Source organism: Roseobacter litoralis Och 149 (assembly GCF_000154785.2).
In the GTDB taxonomy this organism is placed as follows: Bacteria; Pseudomonadota; Alphaproteobacteria; order Rhodobacterales; family Rhodobacteraceae; genus Roseobacter; species Roseobacter litoralis.
Window position 1 is genome coordinate 1,836,038 of record NC_015730.1, and the last position, 16,648, is coordinate 1,852,685.

The following is a 16,648-nucleotide window of genomic DNA, read 5'->3' on the forward strand; positions in this document are numbered from 1 at the left end:
CATTGCTCAAGGATTAAGCAGATGAATTCCGGCTCTTTCACCATCGATTTGATGCCCCCGGTGCTTTTGGCGCCGATGGCTGGAATCACGGATCGGCCTTTTCGTGATCTTGTTGCGTCCTTCGGGGCGGGCCTTGTCGTTTCCGAGATGGTGGCGAGCGCGGATATACTGAATGCGCGTCCGGGCAGCCAGGAAAAGGCCGAACTCGGATTGTCTGCAGAGGGTACTGCCGTTCAGCTCGCAGGCCGCGAGCCGGGGTTGATGGCCGAAGCCGCCCGTATGGTCGAAGGGCAGGGCGCGCGTATCATCGACATAAACATGGGCTGCCCGGCCAAAAAGGTCACACAGGGCTATTCCGGATCGGCGCTGATGCGCACTCCGGATCATGCAATGACGCTGATTGAGGCGGTGGTGAAGGCGGTCAAAATCCCGGTTACACTCAAGACCCGATTGGGATGGGATGATGCGATGCTCAATGCGCCTCAGATCGCGCGCCGGGCGGAAGAGGCGGGCATCCGGATGCTGACTATTCATGGCCGTACCCGGTGCCAGTTTTACAAGGGGCACGCGGATTGGGCCGCCATCGCGGGTGTGAAGTCAGTGGTATCGATTCCCGTTATCGCGAATGGCGATATTTTATGCAGCGTATCCGCGAAACAGGCGTTGCGGCTTTCGGGCGCTGACGGTGTCATGATCGGGCGCGGGGCGCGCGGCAAGCCTTGGCTGCTTTCGCAGATCGCACATGACCTTTACGGTGCACCAGCGCCTGCAATCCCCGTCGGAGAGGCTTTTTCAGACATGGTGCGGACCCATTATGCGGCCATCATCCGCTTTTACGGGCATGATCTGGGCGTAAAGGTCGCGCGCAAACATCTGGGGTGGTACATGGACACCTGTTCTGCGCCCAAGGACCTGCGCAAGGCGGTTTTAACCGCTCAGGATGCGGCAACGACGGACGGACTTTTACGCGAGGCCTGCGCTTGGCAGGCACCGGTGGCCGCATGATGCGCGACAATGCATTATGGGCAAGCCTGCCCGTTCCGACCCTGATCGTGGGGCCTGACAACGGCATTGTGGACATGAACTCTGCCGCCGAAGGGTTCCTGAATGTCTCGGCAAAATCCTTGCGTGATATGCCGGTTTGGGACCAGATCGCGGTGAACGACCCGCTCGAATCCGCGTTTGAGCGGGCCCGCGAAACCAACACGCCCTTATTCGTGAACGACGTGGATGTGGGGGGCGGATCGCGCGCACCAATGCAGTCTGACTTGCAGGTAGCGCCCCTATTGGGGCACCCCGGCCACATGATCCTGATGATTTCCCCGCGCGAACTGGCCGGGCGGATGACGCAGAACTATTCCGTTAAATCAGCTGCGAAATCCGCCATCGGCATGGCGGAAATGCTGGCGCATGAAATCAAAAACCCGCTGGCGGGTATCACCGGCGCGGCGCAGTTGCTAAGCATGAATTTAAGCGCGGAAGATCTTGAGCTTACGGATTTAATCGTCGAAGAAAGCCGCCGTATCGTCAAGCTGCTTAGTCAGGTCGAGCAATTTGGAAACTTGTCTGCGCCGGATTTCAAACCCGTGAATATCCACGATGTACTGGATCGTGCACGCCGGTCCGCATTGCTGGGATTTGGCGCGCATATGAATATCATCGAAGATTATGACCCCTCCCTGCCACTGGCATACGGTGATCCGGATCAACTCCTGCAAGTGGTTCTGAATCTGCTCAAGAATGCGTCAGAAGCAGCGGGCAGTACACCGGGCAAAATCAGGCTGCACAGTTATTTCGAGCACTCTTTCCGGCTCAGGCGTTCTGACGGGTCTGGTCAATCGCTGCCACTGCAGATTGAGGTGATTGACGACGGTCCGGGGCTGCCTGAAATGATCAAGGGCGATATCTTTGACCCCTTTGTGTCGGGCAGGGAGAACGGCACGGGCCTTGGTCTCGCGCTGGTCAGCAAAATCATCTCTGACCACCATGGCTGGATTTCCGTCACATCGGTACCCGGTCGCACTGTATTTCGCATCTCTTTGGCGCGCGCCCCAAAAGATGCCGTTACCCACGACTCATAGGAGGCTCAGGCCATGGACGGTACAATACTGGTAGCAGATGACGATCGGACAATTCGCACCGTCCTCACACAGGCGCTGACGCGGGCGGGTTGCAAGGTGCATGCGACCTCCAGCCTGACCACGTTGCTGCGATGGGTGGGCGAGGGCAAAGGCGATGTCGTGATATCGGATGTGATGATGCCAGACGGAAACGGTCTTGAGATGCTGCCGAAGATTGCGCAGGATCGGCCCGGCTTGCCGGTGATCGTGATCTCGGCACAGAACACGATCATGACCGCCATTCAGGCCGCAGAGGCCGAGGCCTACGATTATTTGCCCAAGCCATTTGATTTACCGGACCTGATGAAGCGCACGGCGCGCGCGCTTGAGCTTCAGCAGCAGAACCGGCGTGCACCTGTGGCCAGTGATGATCGCCCGGATGATCTGCCCCTTGTGGGTCGTACCGCTGTGATGCAATCGCTTTACCGGGTCGTGGCACGGGTGATGAATGCGGACCTTCCGGTTTTGATCTGGGGGGAATCAGGCACCGGCAAGTCGTTGATATCCCGCGCCATCCATGATTTTTCAGACAGGCGCAGTTTGCCCTTCGTTGCAGCAACTGCGGCGGACTTTCAGGAGCTTGAGGGTCCAGCGCGTCTTTTGGCGCGTGTCAAAGGGGGCACGCTGCTGGTTGAGGAAATCGCCGACCTGCCCGAAGAATTGCAAGCGCGGCTGGTTCGCATGATGGATTCGCCGGGCGAATACAGCCCGCGCTTTCTTGCGACAAGCCAGACAGACCTCGCCGGTGCCATGGAGGCAGGCAATGTGCGCAAGGATCTTTATTACCGCCTCAGCGGTGCAACCCTTACCGTGCCATCCCTGCGCGAGCGGGTTGATGACATTCCGCTGCTGGCGGAGCATTTTCTGACGCGTGCCGAGGCATCAGGCGCAGCACCGCGCACTCTTTCGGATGCCGCCGCCGAGATATTTCGCAACTACAGTTGGCCCGGCAACGTGCGGCAGTTGGAAAACGCGATACGGCGGCTTGGCCTGACCAGCCGGGCCGCAGAAATCACCGGTTCCGAGGTTGAGCAGGTGCTGGGTGCGCAGCCCGATCTGGAGCCTATGCGCGCGGCGGGCAATACCGAAAAACTGGGCGCATCCGTTGAACGCCACCTGCGGCGGTATTTTGATTTGCATGGCAACATGTTGCCGCCGACGGGCCTATATGCGCGAATCCTGCGCGAAGTCGAAGCGCCTTTGATCGAAATTGCACTGGAAGCAACAGGTGGAAATCAGGCCAAATGCGCTGATTTACTTGGAATAAATCGCAATACGCTCAGAAAAAAGATCACCGACTTGGATATAGAGGTGACACGGCGTCGCAAATTGATGTAAAACTGCCACACAAACGTGGCCATCAGGGGACACCTCCTGTTGAGAATCACAAAATAGAGCGGTTCGCGCCAATGGCGCTACATCATATGTGAGGGTCTTGAGTGGTTTCCATTGTGGAAAAATCACTGTGGATGAAGCTGGGACGGCTGCGTCGCATTAAACGTGTGCGCAGCGCTGCGACGCTGGGTCTTGTTGTGCTTGGGCCTGTCCTGGCTTTGGCAACGTACCTTATTCTCGGGCCATTGGGGCAGGCGGGCAATACGCTTGGCTTGCGGCTGATCCTGCTGGCCGATCTCGTCTATATTCTTGTGGTCGCAGCGCTCGTTCTGGCGCAGGTGGGCAGGTTGATCGCGGCGCGGCGCGCAAAATCTGCCGGCTCCCGGCTGCACTTGCGTCTTACGGGCGTCTTTGCTTTGCTGGCTCTTATTCCCACCGTGACGGTCGCAATTTTTGCAGGGCTGACAGTTAATGTTGGTCTGGAGGGCTGGTTTTCTGACCGCGTCAGAGAAGTCGTCGGAAACTCGCTGGCCGCCGCACAGGCCTATGAGACCGAGCAACGTGTCGATCTGGCAGAGGATGCGCGCGTGCTGGCCGCGCTGATCAATAACGCGCGTCAGCGTGGCGTTGTCATTTCGGACAGTGAGCTTCTGGCGGATGGGCAGCGGCAGATTCAGCGTGGCCTGCGCGAGGCCTATCTGATTGACGGCACTGCAGATATTCGTGCCCGTGGGGATCGTTCCTACTTGTTCGATTATGAGGCGCCAACGGAGGCACAGCTGCAGGAGGCAAGCGGCGGCGATGTTATCGTGATCGAGGATTGGGGTAACAATGAGTTTCGCGCGCTGGTCCGGCTGTCGTCATTTGTGGACCGGTTCCTGTACGTGAGCCGTGATGTCGATGGTGAGATACTGTCATTGCTCGATGAAACGCAGGAAACGGTGCGCTTGTATCAGCAACTCGAAAGCGAACGCGGGCGGCTGTTGTTTGAATTTGGCCTGTTGTATCTGGCCTTCGCCCTGATCCTCATCCTTGCGGCGATCTGGCTTGGCCTGTGGTTTGCAGAGCGGCTGTCGGGCCCGGTGGGGCGTTTGACGGGGGCTGCCCAGCAGGTTGGGGCGGGCGATCTGAATGTTCAGGTGCGCGAAGAAGACGGCAATGATGAGATTGCGATGCTCAGCCGTTATTTCAACCAGATGACAAAGCAGTTGAAATTGCAGCGTGAAACACTGATCGAGAATACAGAACAGATTGAACGGCGCCGACGTCTGTTTGATTCCGTGCTAAGCTCTGTGACCTCTGGTGTGGTGGGACTTGATGCGGCGGGGCGGGTCAAATTCGTGAACCGCTCGGCGGAACGTCTGCTGGATTGGCACGAAGACCGTCAATCACTGGCCCTGATCGCTGTGGTGCCGGAGTTTGCAAAGCTCTTTGAAGCGATCAAACGCTCACCGACGGAAACCGTGCAGAGTGAGGTAAAGGTGACCCGTCAGGGGCGTCTTGAGAACTTGCTTGTCCGCATGGCGACACGCCGGTCCGAAGACGGGACGCTTGAAGGGTACGTGGTGGCTTTTGATGACGTGACTGATCTGGTGAGCGCGCAGCGGATGGCCGCCTGGGGCGATGTTGCGCGCCGTATCGCGCATGAGATCAAGAACCCGCTGACCCCGATCCAATTGTCGGCCGAGCGCATCAAACGCAAGTTCTCATCGCGTGTGGGTGAAGACAGCGAGGCGCTGGAGCAGATGACGGATGTGATCGTGCGTCAAACCGGTGATCTGCGCCGCATTGTGGACGAGTTTTCGAAATTTGCCCGCATGCCGGAACCGGAGCGCAAGGAAATTGACTTGACGGTTTTGGTGCGGGACGCGGTCTTGTTGCAGACAACCGGCCAACCCAATGTGCTGATCGAAAGTGATCTGCCAAAAAAACCGCTGCCCAGCGATCTGGATGCGACCATGATCACTCAAGCGCTCACCAACTTGATTAAGAACGCCGGGGAAGCCACTGAAAGTCTTATAGCAAAAGGCGCACCGGAAGGCTACGCGCCAATGATCCGGATCGTCATGAAGACGGGCAAGAGCCGCGCAACCATCACAATCGCCGACAATGGCATTGGCTTGCCCGAGGACCGGGCGCGTCTGTTTGAACCTTATGTCACGACGCGCAGCGAAGGCACGGGGCTCGGCCTGCCCATCGTCAAGAAGATCATCGAAGAACACGGGGGCACCCTGACCCTCGAAGACGCGCCAGCCTTTAGCAAGGATGCACATTTTGGCGCCATGGCAGTGATCGTTCTGCCCATTGCAGCCCCCAAAACCGATACCCCCCCGCAAGAAGGACTTCTGACCCATGAGTGATATTCTGATTGTCGATGATGAGCGCGATATTCGCGAACTGATCTCGGATATTCTGATCGACGAAGGCTATGCCACCCGGCTTGCCGGAAACTCGGATGACGCGATGGCCGCGATCAACGCTGACGCGCCTGCGCTCATCATTCTGGATATCTGGCTGAAAGACAGCCGCATGGATGGGATTGATATTCTAAAGGTTGTCAAACGCGACAATCCGGATGTGCCGGTCGTGATCATTTCGGGACATGGGAATATCGAAATAGCGGTCGCGGCAATCAAACAGGGGGCATATGACTTTATCGAAAAGCCCTTTAATATTGATCAGTTGTTGGTCGTAATCCGGCGGGCCATGGAAACATCGCGCCTGCGTCAGGAGAACCAAAGCCTCAAGCGCCGGGATGTGTCTTCGGCGGATATGATCGGCTCTTCTGCGGCCTTCCGTACCATGATCAGCCAGCTTGATAAGGTGACGAAATCAAACGGGCGTGTGATGCTGACCGGCCCGGCGGGATGCGGAAAAGAACTGGCCGCACGTTATATCCACACCAATTCCAATCGCGCGTCAGCACCGTTTGTGACGGTGAACTGTGCCGGGGTTGCGCCGGATCGTATGGAAGAAGTGCTGTTTGGGCGTGAGACCGCAGAACGGGGCGTCGAACCCGGTTTGCTGGAAGAAGCGCATGGCGGCATCATCTATTTTGATGAAGTGGCGGATATGCCCGAAGGGACACAGTCGAAAATACTGCGTGTTCTGGTAGATCAGCAATTTCAGCGGGTGGGCGGCAATGACACGGTGCGCGTTGATCTGCGTGTGATTTCATCCACCAGCCGCAACCTCGAAGAGGCGATTGCAGCAGGCACGTTCCGTCAGGAACTCTACCACCGTCTGAATGTCGTCCCAATCGCGGTCCCATCGCTAGAGGAACGTCGCGAAGATATACCAGAGCTGGCAGAAACCTTCATCGCGGAAATGAACGCATCGCAAGGTCTGGCCCTGCGTCAACTGAGCGAGGATGCCATCGCGCTGATGCAAACGATGCATTGGCCGGGCAACGTGCGTCAGTTGAAAAACCTGATCGAACGGGTGCTGATCCTTGGCGATAGCAACGGGCCAATCGAAGCGCGGGAGTTGCCGGGCATCGAGGAAAGCAGCGACAGTGACAGCGGCATCGTCTTGTCCGGTGCCCTCGCCACACTTGCCCTGCGCGAAGCCCGCGAAGCATTCGAGCGTGAATACCTTCTGACGCAGATCAACCGCTTTGGCGGCAATATCTCGAAGACAGCGAACTTCGTCGGGATGGAACGCAGCGCATTGCACCGTAAACTCAAATCGCTTGGGGTTGTGACATCGGCCAAGTCCGGTACGCGTGTTGCCCATATCGATGAAGAAGCAGAGGCGGTGGGCTAAAGAGTCATGCGGAAAACCTGACAAACGTAACACTGCCTGACATCAAAGATTTCAACGCGTTACGTAATAGTTGATTTTTCAGGTATTTCGTCAGACGCTCTGGGCGGTGATCTGCGCCAGAACATCCACGCCCTGCATCTTGAGAAAATGAAGCATGTCGATGAACACCCAGTTCTCAACCAGCTTGTTGCCGTCGCGCCGGTAGATATCGACCACGCGCATATCGGCGCGGATGTCGTTGCCGGGCACGCCCATGAAGCCGTTTCGGTTGGTCAGCGTGAGGTTTGGCCAGCCAAAAAAGCCGCCATATGTCCCCTCGGCCATGCGGCACAGATGGCCATTGAGCACACGCCCTTCCATCGCGCGGCGAAAAGGGCCCTGATGCTGATCAATGTAGCGGTCAATCGTGTAGGTCGCCCCGATCCCGGTTGGCCCCCACCAGATCATGTCATCCTGCCAATCCACGCGCAGCTCTTCCTGAGGCGTGGGGGGCTTTGCCGCGGCATTGGCGTGATCAATTGAACCGATCATATTGTTGATACGTGACAGGGTTTCTTGTGACGCAGCATGGGGCTGTGGTGTCATCAAAAGGCCGTCATGCGTGCGGGGTCCGGGCTGCACCAACTGCGCGCCTGTTTGCGGTGCATTCAGCGGATGGATCCCCGCCTGCGCCATCAGATGCAGAAGGTCCACAAAAAGCGCGGACTGTGTGATCTTGCCGTTTTCAACCCGGTTGAACTCAGCATAGCGCAGCATGGCAATTTTGCCCGTGGCCGGAATGCCTAGAAACGGCGCATCAAATAGCCCCAGAAAATGGCCCATGGATGTGGTCCAGGTGCTTGAAAATCCGTCTATTTCGTTCAGCCCGGCAAAAAAGATGTCTTCGCGACGCTGCATGCGCGAAAAGGACGTCAGGAACGGTGCCCAGAATGTCTTGGCGATATCACGCGGACCCGTTTGTTCGTGAAACGGGTGCATGCCGAACCACTGGCAGCTGTCCGATTGATAGGTGGCCAAAATATCGGCCACTGTGTCAGGCGTCGCCCGCTCCAATGCAGCGGCATAGGCCTGCGAGACGGCTTTGATGGGGGTAAGGTCGGGGCCCGTTTCGGGAATCATTGCGTTCATATCTTTGGTTTAGAAAGCGCGCCGGACAGCGGCTAGATCAAAAGCGACACAAATCAGGGTGCAGGTTCAATAATCTGCCACATGCCACTGCCGTCCCGGATGACACAGCTTGATTGCGTCAGGGGCGGCATCACGTCGGTCTGTGCGGGGCTGATCTCCCGCGCCAGCCGGGCAGGGCAATCGGGGATCTCAACGGGGGAATAGCCCTTGTTGCGCATGCATCGCGCTTCCAGATCGCCGCGCAGACGTGCATTCACATCGACCGTATAGATTTGCCCGTCCACGAAATACCCGCCGCGATGATAGCAATTTCCGCCCGTGCAATATCGGCGTGAGGGCACAAACACCGGCGGGCGGCGTCTGATCTCTGAGGCCACCGGCGCATCCCTCAGGGCGGCGACCTCACAGGACAGCAGATTGTCCTGCATACGCGCAACACTGCCACCGTTTTGATAATAGAGCTCCATCGGTGCGCAGGCCGCAAGCAGGCTGACACCGAGCAGCAGTATTCTGAACCAAACCATGGGGATAAAATGCCCGCTTTGGCTGCCCAAGACAATTGAATTGACCGTGTGCGGGCCATCTGCCATTCAGAAAGCCTTAAGCATGCCCTGAAGGACACGAAACATGAAGGTCATCATCTGCGGTGCCGGTCAGGTAGGCTGGCAGATCGCGCGGCATCTTTCAGGCGAACGCAATGACGTCACCGTTGTGGACAGCAATCCTGACCTCGTGCGGCGCGCAACGGATTCGCTGGATGTGCAGGGGATCGCAGGCTTTGCGAGCTATCCCGACGTTTTGGCCCGTGCCGGGGCGGAAGACGCGGAAATGATCATCGCCGCGACCCATTCGGATGAAGTCAACATGGTGACCTGCCAGATTGCCCATTCGGTTTTCGGCGTGAATCGAAAGATCGCGCGTCTGCGCAGCCAGTCCTATCTGGAGGCGATCTACTCCGACCTTTACCGACGTGATCACATGCCCATCGACGTGGTGATCAGTCCCGAAAGAGAAGTCGCCTCCGCCGCGCTGCAACGTCTGTCTGCGCCTGCGGCCTTTGACACCGAAGTGTTCATGGATGGTAAGGCGCATCTGCTGGGCATCACCATTGAAGAGGAATGCCCGGTGGTGAACACGCCGCTGCGGCAACTCACCGACCTGTTTTCGACGCTGCGTGCAACCGTGGTGGGCGTGCGGCGCGAAGGCAGCCTGTTTGCGCCCGAGGCCAAGGACCAGCTGTTTGTCGGGGATGACTGCTACGTCTTTTGCCACGTCGCGGATATTGCCCGAACAATGGAAATCTTTGGCAAGAAACAGTCAAAGCAGGAACGGGTGGTACTTGTGGGCGGCGGAAATGTCGGTCTTGCGGTGGCCCAGGCCCTTGAGCAGCGCGTCAAACGCGTGCGCACCAAGGTCATCGAAAAAAGCCGCCACTGCGCCGAACGCGCAGCCGAGGCGTTGGAGCGTACCATCGTGCTAAATGGCGATGGTCTGGATTCGGGGCTGTTGGCCGAGGCTGGCATCGCGCGCGCGGATGCGATGCTGGCGATCACCGATGACGACAAGACCAACATGCTGGCCTGCGTGCGTGCCAAATCCGAGGGCTGCCCCTATGTGATCGCGCTGATCAATGATCCGACCCTCGTGCCGCTCATGGGGCCGTTGGGCATTGACGCCTACATCAACCCCCGCGCCACGACGGTTAGTTCCATTCTGCGCCATATCCGGCACGGCAGGGTGCGCGCGGTCTATTCCGTCGGGGATGCAGAGGCCGAAGTGATCGAGGCCGAAGTCCTGTCGACCTCCCCGCTGGCGGGCAGCCGGATTGCAGACATTGAATTTCCCGAAGGTGTGCTGGTCGGCGCGGTGCGCAAGGGTGACAAGATCATCCGCCCCATGGGCAGCACGCGCATTGACGAAGGCGACATCATTGCCATCTTTGCCCTCGCCGAAGACGTGCCCGAAGTTGAGCGGTTGATGCAAGTCTCGATCGATTTTTTCTGACCAGATGCCCCGCGCCGCCCACAAAACGCCTCGCAAACCCCTGTCGGCTTACTTGCTGGACCAACAGCTGTTCGTCCTGATTTTCGGTCTGGCCGCGTTCTCGATGATCATCCCGGCGCTGCACAGTGGGGCCACGCGTTCTTTGGAAACCTCGCGCGCGTTTTTCTACACGGGCCTGTTTGGCGTTGTGATTTTTGCGATGATCGTGATTGCACAGACAGGTCGCACCCCCAGACATGGAGTTCTCGGCAACCTGATGTCGATTTTCGCGACCTTTGTGTTTCTGCCCGCCTTTCTGGCGCTGCCGCTCTATGAAAGCCTGCAGACCACGAGTTTTCTCAACGCATATGTCGAAATGGTCAGTGCGATCACGACCACCGGCGCAACGGTTTTTGATGATCCATCCCGGTTGAACAACACGCTTCATTTGTGGCGCGCGCAGGTCGCCTGGATGGGCGGTGTCTTGATGTGGGTTGCGGCCTCGGCCATTCTTGCACCGCTCAATCTGGGCGGGTTTGAGGTCACGGCCCAAGCTGAACCGGGACAGCGCGAAAGCCGCTTTGGCGAGCTTGACAGAACAAACCCGCGCGAAAAGCTCATGCGGATCGTGGTTGCTCTGGTACCGATTTACATCAGCCTTACGCTGCTGCTTTGGGTGCTGTTGCTGATCAGTGGTGACCCGTCGCTGGTCGCCCTGACGCATGCGATGTCGATCATGTCGACGTCGGGGATTTCTGCGATCGGCGGGCTTGAGGCCAGTGGCTCGGGGCTGACGGGCGAAATTCTGATGCTTCTATTCATGCTGTTTGCGCTGTCGCGGCTGACGTTTTCCTCGGATACGGTGACGGCCACGCAGGGGGGCATTCAGACCGATCCGGAGTTTCGCCTCGGGATCATGATCGTGCTCGGCGTGCCATTGGTGCTGTTTCTGCGCCACTGGATTGGGGCCTTTGATGTGGCCGCCGAAGATGATCTTGGTCTGGCAATACGCGCCCTTTGGGGGTCCATTTTCACGGTGATGTCTTTTTTGACCACCACCGGGTTTGCCAGTGCGGACTGGGCTCAGGCGCAGGCATGGTCCGGCCTTGGGACACCCGGTTTGATCCTGATGGGGCTGTCCCTCGTGGGGGGCGGTGTCGCAACGACTGCAGGTGGTGTGAAGCTGTTGCGCGTCTTTGCGCTTTATCTCAACGGCAAACGCGAACTTGAGCGGCTGGTGCATCCATCCTCGGTGAGCCGCGCAGGCAAGGAGAGCCGCCGTCTGCAAAGCAATGGGGCCTTCATTGCGTGGATTTTCTTCATGCTTTTTGCCATGACAATGGCCGCATTAACACTGTTGTTTGCCCTTTTCGGCGTCGCTTTTGAGGACGCGCTTGTGCTCAGCATCGCGGGCCTGTCCACCACCGGCCCTTTGTTGAGCCTTGCCACGGAAACACCGATTTCACTGGCCGAACTGGGGCCATATGCAAAATCCGTCTTTTGTGCGGCGATGGTTTTGGGGCGTTTGGAAACCCTTGCGATTATCGCGCTTTTGACGCCGGATTTGTGGCGCAGTTGACTCATTGAACCGTTAGGTCCGTAACGGACTGTTTTTAGGGCTGGAAACTCTGCGAACGGGGCTTCATAATCACGTTGAGGGACGAGTTCGATCTGCGGGCTCTGGCAAGAATAAAGGCGAGGAAGACAATGGCGTCGGACAGACAGAACCTTCAGGATGCGTTCCTGAACCATGTGCGCAAGACAAAAGTTCCTGTGACCATCTTTCTAATCAACGGTGTAAAACTGCAGGGCGTGATCACGTGGTTTGACAATTTTTGCGTGTTGCTGCGCCGGGATGGTCAATCACAGCTGGTGTATAAGCATGCGATTTCGACCATCATGCCAAGCCAACCCATCAGTCTGTATGAGGGCGAAGACGCTTCTTGAGCAAGCCACCCTTTCAAATTGATGAAACCACTCAGACGCGTGTGACCCGCGCATGGGTTTTGCATCCTGAAATAAAGTCTGATCCTGACCGTCAGCTGGCTGATCACGCCCTGGCTGAGGCGGTGTCGCTTGCGCGCGCCTTGCCTGAGCTGGAGGTGGTGGGTTCGGAAATCGTGCCGCTGAAAACTGTTCGTGCGGGCATGTTGTTCGGTTCTGGCAAGATTGATCAGATAAAGACGACCCTTCACGATGAAGAGGTTGAACTTGTGCTAGTCGATGGCGCAGTGAGCCCTGTGCAGCAGCGCAATCTGGAAAAGGCATGGGGCGTCAAACTGCTCGACCGCACCGGTCTGATCCTCGAAATTTTCAGTGACCGCGCTGCGACCCGCGAAGGTGTTCTGCAGGTCGAGATGGCGGCGCTGAGCTATCAGCGGACCCGTTTGGTGCGCGCATGGACCCACCTTGAACGGCAACGTGGCGGTTTGGGGTTTGTGGGTGGTCCCGGTGAAACCCAGATCGAGGCGGACCGCCGCGCGATCGACGATCAGTTGACGCGCCTGCGCCGCCAGTTGGAAAAAGTCGTCAAAACCCGTGCGCTGCACCGGGCGGCGCGCGCCAAAATTCCCTATCCGATTATTGCGCTGGTGGGCTATACCAATGCCGGTAAATCGACCCTGTTCAACCATTTGACCGGTGCTGATGTCATGGCCAAGGACATGCTCTTTGCGACGCTGGATCCGACCATGCGCCGGCTGCGCTTGCCGGATGGACCTGAGGTTATTCTCTCCGACACGGTGGGCTTTATTTCAGAACTGCCAACGGAACTGGTCGCCGCGTTCCGGGCTACTCTCGAAGAGGTTCTGGCCGCTGATGTTATCTGTCACGTCAGAGATATCTCACACCCTGAGACGGATGCGCAGGCCAAGGATGTGCAGGACATCATGACCACATTGGGGGTCGAAGACGACCGCCCCGCCTTTGAAATATGGAACAAACTGGATTTGCTCTCAGAAGAAGACGCGGATGCGATGCGTGCCCGCGCTGACAGAGACCCCGCCGTATTTGCCATCTCTGCGCTCAGCGGCGAAGGTCTCGACGGTCTGCTGGAAGCCATTACCCAGACCTTGCAGGGCCAGAAGCGCGAGGCAACACTGTCGCTGGCCTTTGCGGATGGCAAAAAACGTGCATGGCTGTTTGAACAGGAACTGGTGAGTGGTGAGCGCCAGACAGATGACGGGTTTGAAATCTCGGTCCGCTGGACTGTGGATCAGGAAGCGAAATACGAACGGTTGTGATTATTGTCCGCTGTCCGCTGCAAAACGCCACGCGCCCGGCACCAGATCATTGAGCGCCCAATCGCCGACCCGCATCCGGATCAGACGCAGGCAAGGCAACCCCACATGTGCGGTCATCCGCCGGACCTGCCGGTTACGTCCTTCGGATATTGAAATCTGCAGCCAGCTGTCGGGGACGGTTTTGCGATAGCGCACGGGGGGCGTGCGCTCCCAAAGGTTTTCTGGTGGACAAGCAAGGGTGGCTTTCGCTGGTTTTGTCATGCCATCCTTGAGACGGACGCCCGCGCGCAACACCTCAAGCTGCTGTGGTTCCGGCGTGCCTTCAACCTGAACCAGATAGGTCTTTGCCATCTTGTGTTTTGGGTTGCTGATGCGCGCCTGAAGCTTGCCGTCATCGGTCAGCACCATTAACCCTTCACTGTCGCGATCCAACCGCCCGGCGGGATAAAACCCGGGTTGATCTATATAGGCGGACAACGTCGGGCGCGGTGATCCTTCGCTGCCCTTGTCGGTAAATTGTGACAGAACCCCGTAGGGTTTGTTAAACAGAATGACGCGGGCCATTTACGGGGCTGGCCGCAGCGTCGTGACCCCAACAGCGCCCGCCCGTGCCAGATCTTCGTCCAGCGACATCGGGATATATTCGCCACGCCGCCAAAGCTGTGCCAGATCATCGTAGTGACGGGATAAAAAATGCCCCGATTGCCCGGTTGATGTGACAAACACCGAACTGTCCGGGTCGGCGAAGTCATAGACACCGCGATAGCCCGCACCATGTACGTTGGCGAAGGGGTTTTCGCCCCGCCCGCGGGTCAAACCCCGCTGCAGCGTACTGTCGCCTCCGTTGGTCGACTGGCGGATGTTCACAAAGTAGCGCAACAAGGGCACGTCGCCCAGAACAGGGTGGTCATGCGTGGCCTGATGCGCATCACCCCAACGCAGGGATTCAAGGGCTGAGCCCCAGTTCTCTTCGATCCAGATCAGCGCGTCATCAAGCGCCAGCCGCGCCATATCTGCACAGGTCTCAATGGGTTGGGATTGGATGACGTCGCACCAGACAGATGCGCCGTCCACATCACGGAACGCCCGTTCAATGAACAAAGGTTCAACATGGGTCAATTCGGCCGCAAGGGGCCCCAATTCGTCCTGAACCATGCGCAACTGCAGACTGCGGACCCATGCGGAATAAATCAGCGGTTCCGGCATATGTTCGTTCATTTCGCCGGACCATTCCGCGAGCAGGGACAGCGCGCGTTGACGGCGCCTGAGCGGCGTGCCGTCTTCTGCTGCTTCGCCGGTAAACCAAAGCTCCGTGCCGATCAGGGCGAGCAATGTGCGCGCTGAGGTGCTGACCGCGTCAAGTTGCGCCTCGATGAAGCTGTCTCTGGTATGCACTTCACGCGCCTGCATCAGCTTTTCCCAGCGCTTCACACGTTGCGTGTCGCCCCAGTCAAAAGAGACGTGGTTGGGAAAAGGGCGCTCAACCACCTTGTTGTTGGTGTTGCCCAGAATGCCGCCCGCAGGGGCAATGAATTCGGGGTTGGAGGCATAGGGAAAGACCCCCTGCCAGCGGTTTTCCTCTTTCCAGCCATAGCTGGGCAGGCGGCCTTGCGTCTCGTGTCGAGCGTCCCTGCGCGGCATGGCTCCGATCATCTTCATTCCGATGGTCTCACTGTCCACCAACATCAGGTTCTGCGCAGGGGCGACGTAGTCTTCCATCACGGAAAAGCCCTCTTGCACCGATTGTGCCTCCATCAGGCGCAGGGCGGCCATCATGGAAGTGTCATTCGGGCTCAGTAGCGTCCAGCCCAGCGAAACCGCATGACCGGGCTGCATCACATTGGCCAGATTATACAGCGTGCCGGGCAAGACCGGGCCATTGTCGGTCCAGTGCATGGTGATGGTGATCGGAGTTTCGTCTTTGATGTTGATGATCGACTTGCGGGTTTTCAGCTTTTCAAAGCCCGAGGGCGTGCGGTATTCGTCTTTATTCACCGGGTGAAGCTCTTCGAGGTAGAGATCCTGATCGTCCATACCCGCGGAAGTCAGCCCCCAGCCCAATTTGTCGCTGCGCCCGGTCAGAACAATCGGCATGCCCGGAATGGTCCCGCCAATCACGCCGCCTGATTGCAGTTCAAGCCGCGCAAGATACCAGATACCGGGGGCCGAAAAGCCAAGATGCGGATCATTGGCCAACAGCGTACCACCGGAGGCAGACCGCGAGGGGGCCGCCGCCCAGACATTTGACGCGCCCGCCATTTCAGCCGGGGCGAAAGGCGACAAGGGATGTGTGTGAATGTCGGAACTGTCAGCGTATTGCACAGGCGCGCCAAGCAGATGTGCATATTCCGGCAAGGCAGCGGTCCCTGTGCCGGGCGCGTCCGGCAGAATGTCGATGATGCGTTCGGGGTCGGGCAGGGCCTTGATCATCCGCGCCCGCAAAACTTCGGTATCCAACTGTCGCGCAAGGCGCACGCCCATCAGCTTGATGATGGCCATGGAATCTGCCGGACGCCACGGCGCGATCGGGGCATTGAACAGGAACATTTCCGGCGCGCCCCGGCCCAAGGCCTCATTGTTGACCTGATCCAGCCGGGCATTCACACCCGTCGCATAGGCGCGCAAAATGCGCATCGTCTTTTCGTCCTGTACCTCAAGGGAGGCCACAGCCAGCGGATATATATCCAGACGGCGCATGATATTATCGATATCAACGGTTTCTCTGCCAAAGACTTCTGACAGACGCCCCTGTGCGGTGCGCCGCATCAGCGTCATTTGCCACAGGCGGTCCTGCGCGTGCGCGTACCCAAGGGCATAGAACACGTCTTCGTCATTGCTGCCAAAGATATGTGGCACGTTGGCATTGTCGCGCACGATCTCGACCGGGGCGGAAAGATAGGGCACCTGCAGCACATCATCATAATCGGGCAGGGAACGCGTGCCGAGGTAATACATCATCACAATGGCCAGCACGATAAGCGCAACCAGCGTGCCCGCGATCCGCAATAGCCATGTAAAGACCTGTGCCATGACGCCCTCGTGTCGAAATGGTTCGAATGAATTGACCCTAGACCT

13 protein-coding genes are annotated in these 16,648 nt (G+C 58.1%); 9 read left to right on the forward strand and 4 right to left on the reverse strand.

All coding sequences use genetic code 11. The features are described 5' to 3' along the window. Positions 1-21: 21 nt before the first annotated feature. The 5 genes from dusB to ntrX all read left to right on the forward strand — a co-directional run bounded on the left by dusB (position 22) and on the right by ntrX (position 7,220). Positions 22-1,005, forward strand: a complete 984-nt coding sequence (gene dusB, locus RLO149_RS08700; protein ID WP_013961710.1) for a tRNA dihydrouridine synthase DusB — start codon at positions 22-24, stop codon at positions 1,003-1,005. Beyond that, positions 1,002-2,081: a two-component system sensor histidine kinase NtrB gene (locus RLO149_RS08705; RefSeq protein WP_013961711.1), complete on the forward strand. Its 1,080-nt coding sequence runs from the start codon at positions 1,002-1,004 to the stop codon at positions 2,079-2,081. The genes dusB and RLO149_RS08705 overlap by 4 nt, the downstream gene beginning before the upstream one ends. A 12-nt stretch (positions 2,082-2,093) precedes the next feature. Further along, positions 2,094-3,458, forward strand: coding sequence for a response regulator (locus RLO149_RS08710; protein WP_013961712.1), 1,365 nt, complete (start codon positions 2,094-2,096; stop codon positions 3,456-3,458). 131 nt (positions 3,459-3,589) lie between these two features. Continuing rightward, positions 3,590-5,815, forward strand: coding sequence for a sensor histidine kinase NtrY-like (locus RLO149_RS08715; protein WP_044025270.1), 2,226 nt, complete (start codon positions 3,590-3,592; stop codon positions 5,813-5,815). Beyond that, the gene (ntrX, locus tag RLO149_RS08720; protein ID WP_013961714.1) at positions 5,808-7,220 is read left to right on the forward strand and encodes a nitrogen assimilation response regulator NtrX; all 1,413 of its coding nucleotides are present in this window, start codon (positions 5,808-5,810) and stop codon (positions 7,218-7,220) included. The genes RLO149_RS08715 and ntrX overlap by 8 nt, the downstream gene beginning before the upstream one ends. Positions 7,221-7,310: 90 nt before the next feature. On the opposite strand, the gene RLO149_RS08725 is transcribed toward ntrX, so the two are convergent. Together RLO149_RS08725 and RLO149_RS08730 are read right to left on the reverse strand one after the other, a co-directional pair. Next, positions 7,311-8,348: an ester cyclase gene (locus RLO149_RS08725; RefSeq protein ID WP_013961715.1), complete on the reverse strand. Its 1,038-nt coding sequence runs from the start codon at positions 8,346-8,348 to the stop codon at positions 7,311-7,313. Between the two features lie 53 nt (positions 8,349-8,401). Next, positions 8,402-8,938, reverse strand: a complete 537-nt coding sequence (locus RLO149_RS08730) for a hypothetical protein (protein WP_013961716.1) — start codon at positions 8,936-8,938, stop codon at positions 8,402-8,404. A gap of 37 nt (positions 8,939-8,975) precedes the next feature. Here RLO149_RS08730 and trkA point away from each other — a divergent pair, with 37 nt between their 5' ends. The 4 genes from trkA to hflX all read left to right on the forward strand — a co-directional run bounded on the left by trkA (position 8,976) and on the right by hflX (position 13,573). Then, the gene (trkA, locus tag RLO149_RS08735; protein WP_013961717.1) at positions 8,976-10,352 is read left to right on the forward strand and encodes a Trk system potassium transporter TrkA; all 1,377 of its coding nucleotides are present in this window, start codon (positions 8,976-8,978) and stop codon (positions 10,350-10,352) included. 4 nt (positions 10,353-10,356) lie between these two features. Then, positions 10,357-11,910, forward strand: coding sequence for a TrkH family potassium uptake protein (locus tag RLO149_RS08740; protein WP_013961718.1), 1,554 nt, complete (start codon positions 10,357-10,359; stop codon positions 11,908-11,910). A gap of 128 nt (positions 11,911-12,038) precedes the next feature. After that, positions 12,039-12,278: an RNA chaperone Hfq gene (hfq, locus tag RLO149_RS08745; protein WP_007119530.1), complete on the forward strand. Its 240-nt coding sequence runs from the start codon at positions 12,039-12,041 to the stop codon at positions 12,276-12,278. Continuing rightward, positions 12,275-13,573, forward strand: coding sequence for a GTPase HflX (gene hflX, locus RLO149_RS08750; protein ID WP_013961719.1), 1,299 nt, complete (start codon positions 12,275-12,277; stop codon positions 13,571-13,573). The genes hfq and hflX overlap by 4 nt, the downstream gene beginning before the upstream one ends. Here hflX and RLO149_RS08755 read toward each other — a convergent pair whose 3' ends face one another. Next, positions 13,574-14,137, reverse strand: a complete 564-nt coding sequence (locus tag RLO149_RS08755; RefSeq protein WP_013961720.1) for a pseudouridine synthase — start codon at positions 14,135-14,137, stop codon at positions 13,574-13,576. Further along, positions 14,138-16,603 (reverse strand): penicillin acylase family protein, encoded by a 2,466-nt coding sequence (locus RLO149_RS08760; protein WP_013961721.1) that lies wholly within the window; start codon positions 16,601-16,603, stop codon positions 14,138-14,140. Positions 16,604-16,648 lie beyond the last annotated feature (45 nt).

Coding starts and splice junctions, on each gene's coding strand:
- RLO149_RS08755 (WP_013961720.1), bottom strand. CDS start 14,137: ATGGCCCGCGTCATTCTGTTTAACAAACCCTACGGGGTTCTGTCACAA.
- trkA (WP_013961717.1), top strand. CDS start 8,976: ATGAAGGTCATCATCTGCGGTGCCGGTCAGGTAGGCTGGCAGATCGCG.
- RLO149_RS08760 (WP_013961721.1), bottom strand. CDS start 16,603: ATGGCACAGGTCTTTACATGGCTATTGCGGATCGCGGGCACGCTGGTT.
- RLO149_RS08730 (WP_013961716.1), bottom strand. CDS start 8,938: ATGGCAGATGGCCCGCACACGGTCAATTCAATTGTCTTGGGCAGCCAA.
- RLO149_RS08725 (WP_013961715.1), bottom strand. CDS start 8,348: ATGAACGCAATGATTCCCGAAACGGGCCCCGACCTTACCCCCATCAAA.
- RLO149_RS08705 (WP_013961711.1), top strand. CDS start 1,002: ATGATGCGCGACAATGCATTATGGGCAAGCCTGCCCGTTCCGACCCTG.
- RLO149_RS08740 (WP_013961718.1), top strand. CDS start 10,357: ATGCCCCGCGCCGCCCACAAAACGCCTCGCAAACCCCTGTCGGCTTAC.
- ntrX (WP_013961714.1), top strand. CDS start 5,808: ATGAGTGATATTCTGATTGTCGATGATGAGCGCGATATTCGCGAACTG.
- hfq (WP_007119530.1), top strand. CDS start 12,039: ATGGCGTCGGACAGACAGAACCTTCAGGATGCGTTCCTGAACCATGTG.
- RLO149_RS08715 (WP_044025270.1), top strand. CDS start 3,590: ATGAAGCTGGGACGGCTGCGTCGCATTAAACGTGTGCGCAGCGCTGCG.
- dusB (WP_013961710.1), top strand. CDS start 22: ATGAATTCCGGCTCTTTCACCATCGATTTGATGCCCCCGGTGCTTTTG.
- RLO149_RS08710 (WP_013961712.1), top strand. CDS start 2,094: ATGGACGGTACAATACTGGTAGCAGATGACGATCGGACAATTCGCACC.